Source organism: Cryobacterium sp. MP_3.1, from assembly GCF_035984795.1.
Taxonomy (GTDB): domain Bacteria; phylum Actinomycetota; class Actinomycetes; order Actinomycetales; family Microbacteriaceae; genus Cryobacterium; species Cryobacterium zongtaii.
The window spans coordinates 1-12,622 of sequence record NZ_JAXCHV010000004.1; the positions used below are offsets into that span (position 1 = coordinate 1).

Sequence of the window (12,622 nt, forward strand, 5' to 3'; positions counted from 1 at the left end):
TCCGTGAACCTCCGACGGGGACCGGACTTCCTGACTGCTCCCATGATTTCATCCAATCAAATAGGAACACTGTCCGGAAGCACCGGGTCACCCCAGGGCAGAGCATCCTCTTAACCGAACTTCGTCCTCATAAGCGACCGTTGAGTGCCTCAACCGAGCGCGGGCGCCGGGCGCCGCAGCAGCGACCAGGCCACCACCACCGCGACAAGGACCATCGCGGCGACGCCGAGGCCCGAGTAGCCCACCAGCAGCAGGACCGGGCCGGCGAGGGCCCCGCCGAGGGCGCCGGCGGCGTTCATCGAGAGGTCGGAGAAGCCCTGGAGAGCCGACCTGTCGTGCACCCCCACCGCCTCCGTGATCAGCGCCGAGCCGGCCACGACGGATGCCGACCAGCCGAGCCCGAGCAGGATCAGCCCGACCGTCATGGCGGTGGCATTCTCGCCGGCGAGCCAGAACAGCACCAGCGCGGCCAACAGCAGGGCCTGGCCGGCCAGGATCACCGGCATCCGGCCCAGCCGGTCGGCCAGGGCGCCGAACAAAGGCGACAGCGCGTACATGCCGGCCACGTGCAGGCTGATGGTGAGACCCACGATGGTGAGCGAGGCGCCGTGCTCGGAGAGATGCACCGGGGCCATCGACATCAGCGCCACCATGGTGGCGTGGCTGAGGGCGATGACCGCCACGGCGTAGCGGGCCAGCGGGTTGGAGCGCACGATGGCCAGGCCGCCGTGCTGCCGGGTGCTCGTTGGCCGCGCCTCGCGCACCGAGAGGGCGGTGAGCAGCGGGTCGGGGCGGAGCCCGATCGTGTAGACCAGGGCGGCACCGACCTGAGCGGCGAGGGAGAAGGCGAAGGCCCCGGTCAGCGGCGGGAGGCCGAGTTGCGCGCCGACGACCTCGCCGGGACCGAACAGGTTGGGGCCGAGGACCGCGCCGATGGTGGTCGACCACACCACGATCGAGAGGTCACGGGCGCGAGTGGTGGCGCCGGCCAGGTCGGTGGCGGCGAACCGGGCCTGCAGGTTGGTGGCCGAGCCCGCGCCCAGCAGCATCAGGGCGAGCAGCAGCAGCGGGAAGGTGTCCAGCGCGACCGAGGTGATGGCCAGGATGGCACCGACCCCGGCGATCCCGGCGCCGGTGGCGAGGGACCGTCGCCGGCCGCTGGCCTGTGCCAGGCGGGCAAGCGGCACGGCCACCAGGGCCGCGCCCAGCGTGCTCATCGTGGCGGCCATGCCCGACCAGGCGTTCGAGCCGGAGAGTTGGGCGGCGAGCAGGGCGCCGAGCGAGAGCGTGGCACCCATGCCGATGCCACCGAGGATCTGGCCGAGGATGAGCACTCGCACGACCTTCCGCTGCAGGCGCGGGTGCGCGCTCGCATCCGTGCCGGAAGCGGGACGGCGGGGTGTGGTCATCGGGATCCCTGCTGGTTGTCTGGGTGGTGCGCTGCGGTGTCGATCAGCCTACGGCCGGTGACGTGAAGGCGGAGTTTTTCGCCGAAACGCCGGCCGGGCATCCGGCGCAGACGGCGTTTCGGGAATTTCTCCGCCTGTCGTGCTGCCGGTCGAACGTGTGGGGGGAGTATCTTCGCGCCAACGGTGACGGCGGGAGATGCGCGGATGACGTTCGAGGCAGTGGTCGAGGCGGCCGTGCGAGTGGTCGAGGTGGTGGGTGCGGCCATCATGGTGTTCGGCGGGCTGGCGGCGCTGGTGGCCGGCATCCCGCGGATGCTGCGCGCGGACACCCGGGCGACGGCGTACCAGACCATGCGCCGGGAGCTGGGCCGGGCCATTCTGCTGGGCCTGGAGGTGTTGATCGTGGCCGACATCATCCGCACCATCGTGGTGGAACCCACGGTGGAGAGCGTGCTGGTGCTCGGGGCGATCGTGATCATCCGGGTGCTGCTGAGCTTCTCGCTCGAGGTGGAGATGGACGGCGTCTGGCCGTGGGCCAGGTGGCGGATGACGGGAAAAACTGACACGTCGAGCCCGCCAGGCTAGGACGTGGTCGGGCCTGCCGGCGGGTCGGGCGGATCAGGCCCGGCGCAACCGCCAGAGCGAGGTGACCTCGGCGGCCCTGGCCGCATGCAGGGGGTCGGTCGTGTCGGCGACCTTGTGATGGGTGGGGCGGGTGTCCAGGCGCGCGATCACCGTGAGGCCGGCGTCGTCGATGAGGTCGAGCAGCGTGCCGCGGGAGCGCAGCCCGAGCAGCTCGGCCAGGTTGGAGAGGATCAGCCAGCCCTCGCCGCCGTCGGTGAGGTGCCCGGCGAGCCCGGCCAGGAAACCGCGAAGCATGCTGCTGTCGGGGTCGTAGACGGCGGCGTCGGTGCTCGTCGCGGCCGAGGCCGGCAGCCAGGGCGGGTTGCAGACCACAAGGTCGGCGCGACCCGCCGGGAACAGATCGGCGTCGAGAACGTCGACCCGGTCGGTCAGGCCCAGGCGTTCCAGGTTCTCTCTGGCGCAGGCCAGCGCGCGCGGCGACGTGTCGGTGGCCACCACCCTGTCGATACCGCGGCGGGCCAGGATCGCGGCGATGACGCCGGAGCCGGTGCCGATGTCGAACGCCGACCCTGTCGCGGGCAGCGGAGCGGTGGCGACGAGGTCGAGGTATTCGCCGCGGACCGGCGAGAAGACGCCGTAGTGCGGGTGGATGCGCGCGCCGAGCGCCGCGACCGGCACACCCTTGACGCGCCACTCGTGCGCGCCGATCACGCCGAGCAGTTCGCGGAGCGAGGTGACCGACGCGGTGCTGCTGGGGCCGTATGCCTCGTCGCAGGCCTGACGCAGGTCGGGGGCGCGGCGGAGGCTCAGGGTGTGGTCGGCGTCGAGGGACACGAGCACCAGGCCCAACAGCCGGGCGCGGCGCATGGCCTCGGTGCGGCCCACCTCGAACGCGGCCTTGAGCGTGTCGCTGGGAGTGCGTCGGTGCCGGTCAACGCGACGGGCCATCGCGGTGAGCAACTGCCGGGCGTTCTGGAAGTCGCCCCGCCAGAGCAGGCCGGTGCCGGACTTCGCCAGCCTGTACGCGGCATCCGCGGTGAGGGTGTCGTCGACGACGACCACACGTTTGGGGGCCGGCCAGCCGCCCTCGGAGTGCCAACGGGCGGTGTGCTCGGTGTCGCCGTCACGCCAGTGGATGTCGGCGGGGGTGTTGATGCTCCCCGATCCGGTGCTCTGGGTGCCGTCGGGAGTGTTCGTGCTGGACATGGTGTCCGATCTTGTGCCGCTGGGTGTCGTATCCGCCCGAGTCGTGCACGCGGGAAGGTCGGCCGGGAACTGCGGGGCAGAGGGCTCTCGTGACCGGTTCGATTATCGCATCCGTAGGCAACTGTTGCCGAAGCGGACATCTGCGCCCGGTACGCCGGGCACAGATGTCCGGACGGGGAACAGTCGGGCGGCCGGCGCCGCGGCGACGGACGGGCTGGCGCTACAGCAGGGCCGGCATGACCTCGCGCTCGAACAGCTCCAGGCCCGACCTGTCGTAGGCCGCCTCGGGGAAGTAGTGGATCGCGTAGCCGAGGCCGCGCTGCTTCATGCCGTTGAGGCGCTCCACGATCTGCTCGGGCGTGCCCACGCCCTGCGCCTCGCCGCTGCGGTACTCGGCCATGAAGCTCGCCGCGCCCTCGACGCCGAGATACGGGGTGACCCGGGCCTGGATGGCGTCCAGCCGTTCGGCGACCTCGGCCTCGTCGCGGCCGATCACGGTGTTGTAGTTCGCCGAGCGCACGATGGCGTCGAAGTCGGTGCCGAGGGTGGCGCAGTGCTCGCGCAGCAGGTCGCTCTTGTGCGTGAAGCCCTCTGGGGTGCCGTCGAAGTTGGTGTAGTTCGCGTACTGCGCCGCGATGCGCAGGGTGACCTTCTCGCCGCCGCCGGCGATCCAGATCGGGATGCCGCCCTCCTGCAGCGGCAACGGCCGCACGATGGCGCCGTCCACCTGGTAGTGCTCGCCGTCGAGGGTGGCGGTGCCGGTGGTCCAGGCCTGCTGCATGATCTGCACACCCTCATCGAGACGGGAGAGGCGTTCGCCGGCACGCGGGAAGCCGTAACCGTACGCACGCCACTCGTGCTCGTACCAGCCGGCGCCGATGCCCATCTCGACGCGGCCGCCGGAGATGATGTCGATCGTGGAGGCCACCTTGGCCAGGTACGCGGGGTTGCGGTAGCTCATGCAGGTGCACATCTGGCCGAGCCGCACCCGACTGGTGGTGGCGGCGAAGGCGCTCATCAGGGTCCACGCCTCGTGGGTGGCCTCCTCGCTGGGCACCGGAACCGTGTGGAAGTGGTCGTACACCCAGATCGATTCCCAGGCGCCGGCATCCGCGTGCGCGGCGAGGCCGCTCATGGTGGCCCACTGCTGGGCGGGGTCGATGCCGACGAGGTCGTGACGCCAGCCTTGGGGAATGAAGAGTCCGAAGCGCATGGGCCCAGCCTAGGGGTGGCGGCGGCGCGGCCGCGGAAACGGCGTCAGGCTGGCAGCACCGCGAACAGTGAATGGATGTTGCCCTCGGGGTCGGCGAAGAAGCCGGTCAGGTGCCCCCAGTCGCGCTCCGCTGGTGCGGCGATGGCCACCGCTCCACGCTCGACGAGCTCGGCGAACCGGGTGCGCACCTGGTTCGGGGTGCCGCACTGGAAGTTCAGCTCCACGGCCTGGCCGCTTCGCGGCGCCACGAACGACGGATGGTCGTGGGTGTGCGCTCCCATGCCGGCGCGCCGGAAGATGGCGAGCCGCACCCCGATGGGGCCGCCGAGCGCCACGTAGTCCGGCTCTCGCACGGTCACCTCGAACCCGAGCGCATGCTCGTAGAAGTCGGCCATGCCGGCCACGTCGTCGGCCAGCAAGGTCACCCCTTCGAGCATCATCGTGTCCATGCCTCAGACGGTAGCATCGCCCGGGTCGACTTACAGCCTGGTGTCGGGGTCCTCCGGTGTGGAGGAACTGGTGGAGGCAGCGGCGCCGGCCTCGGCGGGCTCCGCATCCGGGCGGCGCAGGTGCACGCCCATCACGGTGAGGATCGCCAGCATGGTTGCGCCGGCGAAGATCGCGATGTCGGCGACGTTGCCGATGAACAGGTTGCCGTAGCCGATGAAGTCCACCACGTGGCCGCGGGCGAAGCCGGGCTCGCGGAAGAGCCGGTCACCGAGGTGGGTGGTGGCACCGCCGAGCAGCAGGCCGAGGGCGACCATCCAGCCGCGGGACTCGACCCGCCAGGTGAGCATGGTGATCCACACCACGGCGCCGGCGGCGAGCACCGCGAACACCCAGGTGAAGTCGGAGCCGATCGAGAATGCAGCGCCGGGGTTGTAGACGAGCACAAAACGGATGATGTCCCCGATCACCGGAATGACCCTGCCATCGGCGAGTTCGGCTTCGGCCCACCACTTGGAGGCCTGGTCGATGAGGATCACGAGCAGGGCGATGCCGAAGGCGGGCCAGGCCAACCGGGCGGCCCGCCGCGAGCGGGTAGAGGCCGGCAGCGGAGTCTGGGAGGCAGCAGTCACCCCTCCATCATCCCAGCGATCGGGTGCCAGGCGCGGCGCGGCTCACAGAACCCTTCCCAAGCGAGGCGTGTAGCGTTGGTGCACCCGCACGCTGAGCCTGCCGGCTGCCGCGGGATTCACCCGAGCGGAATCATCCGCTCATCTGCCTGAGGAGAGCGCGCATGTCGACACCGTCCGACATCCCGACCGACATTCCGACCGACGACCCGATCGACGACAAGACCGCGACCGCGGATGCCGCGCCCGCCCGGGAGAGCGCAGCCGGACTGGCCGCCGTGGTTTACAACCCCATCAAGGTGAACCTCGACGACATCAAACGCGCCGTCGCCGCCGAAGAGGCCAAGGCCGGCTGGGGGGAGACCCTCTGGTTCGAAACCTCCAAGGAAGACCCGGGGCAGGGCGCAGCCCAGGCCGCGATCGATGCCGGCGCCACCATGGTGATCGCCGCCGGCGGCGACGGCACCGTGCGTGCGGTGGCCGAGGTCGTGCACGGCAGTGACGCGGCGTTGGCCCTGCTGCCGTCCGGCACCGGTAACCTCCTGGCCCGCAACCTCAACCTCACGCTCGACAACCTCGAACACTCGATCGGCACGGCCTTCAGCGGCAAGGACCGCAAGGTCGACATCGCCCGGATCGAGATCCGGCACGAGGACGACAGCGTCAGCAAGCACGCGTTCCTCGTGATGGCCGGCCTGGGCCTGGACGCCAAGATGCTCGCCAGCACCAACGACGAGCTCAAGGCCAAGATCGGCTGGCTCGCCTATGTGGGCGCGATCATCACGGCCCTGCGTGACCGCAACCAGTTGCGCCTGCGCTACAGCCTCGACGGCGGCCCCACCAAGTCGGTGCGCGCGCACACCGTGATCGTGGGCAACACCGGTACCCTCACCGCCAACGTGCTGCTGCTGCCGGAGGCCGTCATCGACGACGGGCAGTTCGAGATGCTGATGCTGCGCCCGGAGGGCTTCGTGCACTGGGTGCAGATCGTCGTCAAGGTCTTGTGGGAGAACGGCGTGCTGCGCCGCACGCCGCTCGGCCGGCGCATGATGACCAAGGAGGTCGAGGCCCTCAACTACGTCAAGGGCCGCCAGATCACCGTGAAGCTCAGCCACCCCGAGGAGATCGAACTCGACGGCGACGGTTTCGGCACCGCCACGGCGTTCAAGGCGCGGGTGCTGCCCGGCGGCCTGCGCGTGCGCGTTCCGCAGGAGTGACCGATGCTCCCGATGACCCGCAGGTCCCCACGACGACCACGTCGAGCAAGCGGAGACGGTCGCGTGCGTGAGCTGCTGCTGCCGGAGAGCGGCGCATCCGTCACTGTGCGCTCGACACCGGGTCCGGAAGCGCCGGACGCGCCGGTGTTCGTCCTGGTGCACGGCATCGGCATGTCGCACCGTTACTTCGACCGGATGCACGCCGAGCTTGCCGCCACGGGCGCGGTGCACTCGGTGGACCTGCCGGGCTTCGGCCGCTCGCCCAAGCCCGCGGACGGGGTGTCGATCGAGCAGTACGCCGACTACCTCGGCGAGTTGCTGCCGATGCTGAGCGGGCGGCCCGTCGTACTGGTCGGGCATTCGATGGGCGCCCAGTTCGTGACCGAGACGGCCGTGCGCCACCCGACAGTGGTCGCCCACCTCGTCTTGATCGGCGGTGTCACCGACCCCACCCGATCTTCGGCGCTGCGCCAGGCTCTTGCCCTCGGCCGGGACACCCTGAAGGAACCTGTCAACGGCACCATGATCGTGGTGCGCGACTACCTTCTGTGCGGTCCGCGCTGGTACCTCGCCACCCTGCGGCCGATGCTCGCCTACCGCACCGACCTGCGGCTGCGGGAGGTGTACGCGCCGACCCTGGTGATCCGGGGAGAGGACGACCCGGTGTCACGCCACGACTGGGGCGTGCACCTCGCCGCGCAGGCTACACGCGGGAAGCTGCTCGAGCTGCCCGGCCGCCACCTCGTGCACTTCAGCGCCGCGGTCGACACGGCGGCCGGCATCCGGGAGTACGCCCGCACGGCCGCTCCTGATGGTGAGCCTGTCACGCCATGACCCGCAAGCCTGGTCGGTCGGCGCGGGGCCTGCTCTGCGTCGGCCTGCGGAACGCCGGCTCCTGGCTGCTGGACTACCGGTACGCCGTTCTCGCCCAGGTGCGTGGTGCCCTCGCCCGCACGCACCCCGACGACTACGCCTCGGGCGAGGCGGCGCCGGTGCTGATCATCCCGGGGATCTACGAGAGCTGGCACTTCATGCGGCCGCTGATCCAGGCGCTGCATGACGCCGGGCATCCGGTGCACGTGGTGACGCCGCTGCACACCAACCGGCGGCCGGTGGTGCCGTCGGCCGAGATCGTGGCCGAGTACCTGCGTGATCGCGAGCTGAACCGCCTGGTCATCGTGGCGCACAGCAAGGGCGGCCTGATCGGCAAGTACCTGATGACGCAGCTTGACCCCGACGATCGTGTCGATCGGATGGTGGCGGTGAGCACCCCGTTCTCCGGCTCGCGATACGCCAGGTACATGCCCACTCCCAGCCTGCGCGCGTTCGCCGGCACCGACCCGCAGCTCGCCGCCCTCGGCGCCGATGCCCGGCTGAACGACCGGATCGTGTCGGTGTTCGGGCGGTTCGATCCGCACATCCCGGATGGCAGCATCCTGACGGGCGCCGAGAACGTGCGAATCGACACCGGTGGGCACTTCCGCATCCTCAGCCACCCCGACACCGTTCGCCAGGTGCTCGCGGCGGCCGCCCGCCCCTGACCCGCGCGAGCGGTGCTGCCCGCGAGAGCGGCCGTGGTGCTGCCTCAGCGTGGGGTGGCAGCCACACGACCGCTTTCGCGGGATGATGGCTCGGCGCGGGCGGCGGCCACGATCGACTGGATGCGGCCGGGCACGGTGTCGTCCTGCAGCGAGGTGACGTCGCCGAGCGGGCGGCCGTCGACGATGTCGCCGAGCAGCCGGCGCATGATCTTGCCGGAGCGGGTCTTGGGCAGGTCGGGCACCAGGAACACGTCCCGGGGCTTGGCCACCGCGCCGATCTCGTGGGTGATGTGCGCCCGCAACTGCGGGGCCAGCTCGGCCGCCAGCGCCAGCCAGGCGGCCGGGTCATCCGTTGCCGGGGCCACCGCGGGAATCACGAACGCGGCGATGCCCTCGCCCGTGGTGGCATCGGTCACGCCCACCACGCCGGACTCGCCGACCGCCGGGTGCGACACCAGTGCCGACTCGATCTCGATGGTGGACAGCCGGTGCCCTGACACGTTGATCACGTCGTCGACCCGGCCGAGCAGCCAGATGTCGCCGTCATCGTCGTACTTCGCGCCGTCGCCGGAGAAGAAGTAGCCCTGCTCGGCGAACCGTGCCCAGTAGGAGTCGCGGTAGCGCTCCGGGTTGCCCCACACCGTGCGGGCCATGCCCGGCCAGGTGCCGGCCAGCACCAGATAGCCGCCGGTGCCGTGCGGAACCGGCTGACCCGCGTCATCCACCACCAGGGCGCTCAGGCCCGGCAGGGCGCGCAGGGCCGAACCGGGCTTGAGCGTGCTCACCCCGGGCAGCGGCGCCATCACGGCGGCGCCGGTCTCTGACTGCCACCAGGTGTCCACGATCGGGGCGTGGCCGGCGCCGATGTTCTCCCGGAACCACACCCAGGCCTCGGGGTTGATCGCCTCGCCGACCGAACCGAGCAGACGGATGCTGGACAGATCGTGTTCGCTCGGCAATCCAGTGGGGAACCAGGTCATGAACGTGCGGATCAGCGTGGGCGCCGTGTAATAGGTGGTGACGCCGTAACGCTGGATGATCTCGAAGTGCCGGCCGGGGTGCGGAGTGTTCGGGGTGCCCTCGTAGATCACCGAGGTGGTGCCGTTGGAGAGCGGGCCGTAGTGCACGTAGCTGTGCGCGGTGACCCAGGCGAGGTCGGCGGTGCACCAGTGCACGTCGTCGTCCTTGGCGTCGAAGACGGCCCAGTGGCTCCAGGACGCGTGGGTGAGGTAACCGCCGCTGGTGTGCACCAGGCCCTTCGGCTTGCCGGTGGTGCCCGAGGTGTAGATGATGAACAGCGGCGTCTCGGCGTCGAAGAACTCCGGCTCATGGGTGGCGGACGCCGTGTCGACGGTGTCGTGCCACCACACGTCGCGACCGGTCGTCCAGGGGATGTCCGGGGTCAGGTCGCCGGTGCGGCGCACCACGAGCACGTGCTCGATCTGGTTTGTGCCCGACACGGCTTCGTCGGCGGCTTCCTTCACCGGCACGGCCTGGCCGCGGCGGAACTGGCCGTCGGTGGTGACGAGCAGCTTGGCGCCGGTGTCCTCCACCCGGAAGCGCAGTGCCTCGGCCGAAAAGCCGCCGAACACCAGGGAGTGGATGGCGCCGAGGCGGGCGACCGCGAGGGTGATGATGATCGTCTCGGGGATCACCGGAAGGTAGATGACGACCCTGTCACCCTTTTCGATGCCGAGGGCGGTGAGCGCGTTCGCGGCGCGGGCGACCTCTCTTTCGAGGTCGGCGTAGGTGAGGGTGCGCCGGTCGCCGGGTTCGCCCTCGAAGTGGAACGCGACCTTGTCGCCGCGGCCGGCGGCCACGTGCCGGTCGACGCAGTTCACCGCCACGTTCAGTTTTCCGCCGGCGAACCACTCCGCTCGCGGCACGCTCAAGACGCCGTCGGCATCCGGGGCGGGCGGCTGCCAGGTGTGGTCGGTGTGCCAGGGCTCGGCCCAGTCCAGGCGCTTGGCCTGCTCGGTCCAGAAGGCGACCGGGTTGGCTGCGGCTTTTTCGTACCAGGAGGCGTCGACATTGGCCCGCGCGGCGAACGCGGCCGGCGCCGGGTAGCGGCGGTGCTCGGTGGAGAGGTTGCGGATGGTGGCGCTGGTGTCGGTCCAGTCCGCGGTGGCAGCGCGGGTGGCCGGGGGGTGGGTGTCCGTGTTGGCGTGAGTGCTGGTGCTGGTGTCGAGGTTCGGCATGGGCACACTCCGGCGGCTGGTTCTGATGGCGGACTATCGGGCGCTTTCGACGCTACGCAGCGCGGGCATCCATTGCAGGCAGCGGCGCAATGCGGCGTAACCTGCGCGGCCGGGCGGGTGGCCGCTCGGGGCAGGTCTTCGTCGCGGCGGCACAGGCTCTACCGCGTGCCGCGGCGCCTGATGCGTGCCGCGGCGCCTGATGCGTGCCGCGGGCGCCGGTCAGGCCCACTTGGTGATGGCCCACTTTTCGAACACGCCCAGGATGGCGTCGGTGAGCTTGCCGAGCAGAGCGAGCAGGATGATGGCGAGCAGGATGCGGTCGATGCGGCCGTTCGTGCCCGAGATGGAGAGCAGATAGCCCAGCCCCATCGACGCGCCGAGCAACTCGGCGGCCACCAGGAACAGCCAGGCCTGGGCCAGCGCGAGCCGCAGCCCGGAGATCACCGACGGGATCACGGCGGGCAGCTGCACGGCGGTGAACAGCCGCACCCCGCGTAACCCGAAGGCGCGGCCGGCCTCCACGAGCTGGCGGTCCACGTGCCGCAGTGCCTGCGCGACCGTGGTGTAGACCGGGAAGAAGGCGCCGATGGCGACGAGAACGATCTTGGATTCCTCGCCGTACTTCAGCCAGATGATCAGCAGCGGCACCCAGGCCAGCGACGGCACGGCCCGGATGGCGCCGAGGGTGGGCGCGAAGAGCACGTCGGCGGCGCGGGAGAGCCCCACCAGCGACCCGGCGGCCAGGCCCAGCGCGGCGCCGATGGCGAACCCGATGAGCACTCGCTGGGTGGAGATGGCCACGTAGAGGGTGAGTTCGCCGCGGTCGAAGAGGTCGACGGTGGCGATCCAGACCATGGCCGGAGACGGCAGTTGGGACACCGTGACCAGGCCGAGGGCGGTGCTGAGTTGCCACAGGATCAGGATCAGCACCGGCAGGAGCAGCCCGCCGAGGATGCGTGCGCTCCGCCGCGACGTCAACGGCCGGCGCACGACGGGCGCCGTGTCCGGGGCGAGGGTCTCGGTCATCGGGGGCCTTTCGTGCGGGATGGGTGTGGCGGTGAAACCGAGGCGGTGAGGCGGATGCCGCGGCGGCCTGCGTGCGGCCGGCGCGGCATCCACCGGGCTACTCGATGATCGTCGGGTCGGCCTTCGTGGCGAAGGTGTCGTTCACGATGCTGTCGAGGGCGTCGTCGACCTGGCTCTGCTCGAGCACGTCGCCGGTCTCGACGAAGATCGGGCCGATCGTGGTGAGGACGTCGATCTGGGCGTCGCCGGGGACGTTGTCGACGTCGAGGTTGGAGCGTTCGGTGATGACCTTCGTGGCGACCGCGAGGTCGAGTCCGGCGACGTCGGCGAGGATCTGTGCGGTCTCCTCCTCGTTCGCCAGCGCCCAGGCGCGGGCGTGCTCGTAGACGTCGACGACGGTCTGGGCCACATCCGGCTTCTCGGTGATGAAGGCCTCGGTGGCGTTGAGGAAGCCGTAGCTGTTGAAGTCGACGTTGCGGTAGATGAGCTCCGCACCGGCGGCTTCGGCACCGGCCATGATCGGGTCGAGTCCGGCCCAGGCGTCGACCGAGCCGTTCTGCAGGGCGGCCCAGCCGTCGGCGTGCTGCAGGTTCTGCACGGTGACGTCGTCCAGGCCGAGGCCGGCCTCTTCGAGCGCCTGCAGCAGGAAGAAGTACGGGTCGGTGCCCTGGGTGGCGGCGATCTGCTTGCCCTTGAGGTCTGCGACGGAGGTGATCTCGGAGCCGTCCGGGACGACGAGGGCGGCCCATTCGGGCTGCGAGTAGATGTCGATGACCTGGATGGGCGAGCCGTTCGAGCGGTGCAGCAGCGCGGCGGAGCCGGCCGTGGAGCCCACGTCGATGGCGTTGGCGCGGAGGGCCTCGTTGGCCTTGTTCGAACCGGCCGACTGCACCCAGTTGACGGTGATCTCCTGGTCGGCGAGGGCCTCTTCGAGCCAACCCTTCTCCTTGATCACCAGGCTGAGCGGGTTGTAGGTGGCGAAGTCGATGTTGAGCTCGCCGCCCTGGGTGACGATGCCGGCGTCGTCGTCGGTGCTGACGGCTGCCTCGGCGGCGGGCTGGTTCTCACCGGCGACGCAGCCGGTGAGCAGCAGGGCGGCGGCCGCGGCGGAGGCGATCAGGGCGGTGGCGGTGAAGCGTTTCTTCATGGCG

The 12,622-nt window shown here is 70.5% G+C and carries 12 protein-coding genes; 4 read left to right on the top strand and 8 right to left on the bottom strand.

Annotation, left to right across the window (positions count from 1 at the left end; genetic code table 11):
- Positions 1 to 149: 149 nt before the first annotated feature.
- A complete protein-coding gene (locus tag RCH12_RS03985) occupies positions 150 to 1,409 on the bottom strand; it encodes an MFS transporter (protein WP_327016101.1) in 1,260 nt (419 codons plus the stop codon).
- Positions 1,410 to 1,613: 204 nt separating this feature from the next.
- On the opposite strand from RCH12_RS03985, the gene RCH12_RS03990 reads away from it, so the two are divergent.
- On the top strand, positions 1,614 to 1,994 hold the full coding sequence (locus tag RCH12_RS03990) for a DUF1622 domain-containing protein (protein ID WP_327016102.1): 381 nt from the start codon (positions 1,614 to 1,616) through the stop codon (positions 1,992 to 1,994).
- A gap of 33 nt (positions 1,995 to 2,027) precedes the next feature.
- On the opposite strand, the gene RCH12_RS03995 is transcribed toward RCH12_RS03990, so the two are convergent.
- The 4 genes from RCH12_RS03995 to RCH12_RS04010 all read right to left on the bottom strand — a co-directional run bounded on the left by RCH12_RS03995 (position 2,028) and on the right by RCH12_RS04010 (position 5,492).
- Positions 2,028 to 3,200, bottom strand: a complete 1,173-nt coding sequence (locus RCH12_RS03995) for a class I SAM-dependent methyltransferase (RefSeq protein WP_327016103.1) — start codon at positions 3,198 to 3,200, stop codon at positions 2,028 to 2,030.
- Between the two features lie 220 nt (positions 3,201 to 3,420).
- A complete protein-coding gene (locus RCH12_RS04000) occupies positions 3,421 to 4,413 on the bottom strand; it encodes an LLM class F420-dependent oxidoreductase (protein ID WP_327016104.1) in 993 nt (330 codons plus the stop codon).
- A gap of 44 nt (positions 4,414 to 4,457) precedes the next feature.
- Positions 4,458 to 4,862 carry a VOC family protein gene (locus tag RCH12_RS04005; protein ID WP_088457502.1) on the bottom strand — a complete coding sequence of 135 codons (405 nt, stop codon included), beginning with the start codon at positions 4,860 to 4,862 and terminating at the stop codon, positions 4,458 to 4,460.
- Between the two features lie 30 nt (positions 4,863 to 4,892).
- On the bottom strand, positions 4,893 to 5,492 hold the full coding sequence (locus RCH12_RS04010) for a signal peptidase II (RefSeq protein WP_327016105.1): 600 nt from the start codon (positions 5,490 to 5,492) through the stop codon (positions 4,893 to 4,895).
- 161 nt (positions 5,493 to 5,653) lie between these two features.
- Here RCH12_RS04010 and RCH12_RS04015 point away from each other — a divergent pair, with 161 nt between their 5' ends.
- From RCH12_RS04015 to RCH12_RS04025, 3 genes are all read left to right on the top strand, one after another.
- Positions 5,654 to 6,706 carry a diacylglycerol/lipid kinase family protein gene (locus RCH12_RS04015; RefSeq protein WP_088457501.1) on the top strand — a complete coding sequence of 351 codons (1,053 nt, stop codon included), beginning with the start codon at positions 5,654 to 5,656 and terminating at the stop codon, positions 6,704 to 6,706.
- Between the two features lie 63 nt (positions 6,707 to 6,769).
- Positions 6,770 to 7,540 carry an alpha/beta fold hydrolase gene (locus tag RCH12_RS04020; protein ID WP_165787991.1) on the top strand — a complete coding sequence of 257 codons (771 nt, stop codon included), beginning with the start codon at positions 6,770 to 6,772 and terminating at the stop codon, positions 7,538 to 7,540.
- On the top strand, positions 7,537 to 8,247 hold the full coding sequence (locus RCH12_RS04025; protein ID WP_327016106.1) for an esterase/lipase family protein: 711 nt from the start codon (positions 7,537 to 7,539) through the stop codon (positions 8,245 to 8,247). The genes RCH12_RS04020 and RCH12_RS04025 overlap by 4 nt, the downstream gene beginning before the upstream one ends.
- A 44-nt stretch (positions 8,248 to 8,291) precedes the next feature.
- On the opposite strand, the gene acs is transcribed toward RCH12_RS04025, so the two are convergent.
- The 3 genes from acs to RCH12_RS04040 all read right to left on the bottom strand — a co-directional run bounded on the left by acs (position 8,292) and on the right by RCH12_RS04040 (position 12,618).
- On the bottom strand, positions 8,292 to 10,445 hold the full coding sequence (gene acs / locus RCH12_RS04030; protein WP_327016107.1) for an acetate--CoA ligase: 2,154 nt from the start codon (positions 10,443 to 10,445) through the stop codon (positions 8,292 to 8,294).
- A 219-nt stretch (positions 10,446 to 10,664) separates the two neighbouring features.
- On the bottom strand, positions 10,665 to 11,471 hold the full coding sequence (locus RCH12_RS04035; RefSeq protein WP_088457497.1) for an ABC transporter permease: 807 nt from the start codon (positions 11,469 to 11,471) through the stop codon (positions 10,665 to 10,667).
- A gap of 97 nt (positions 11,472 to 11,568) precedes the next feature.
- Positions 11,569 to 12,618: an aliphatic sulfonate ABC transporter substrate-binding protein gene (locus RCH12_RS04040; RefSeq protein ID WP_103461232.1), complete on the bottom strand. Its 1,050-nt coding sequence runs from the start codon at positions 12,616 to 12,618 to the stop codon at positions 11,569 to 11,571.
- Between the last annotated feature and the right edge of the window lie 4 nt (positions 12,619 to 12,622).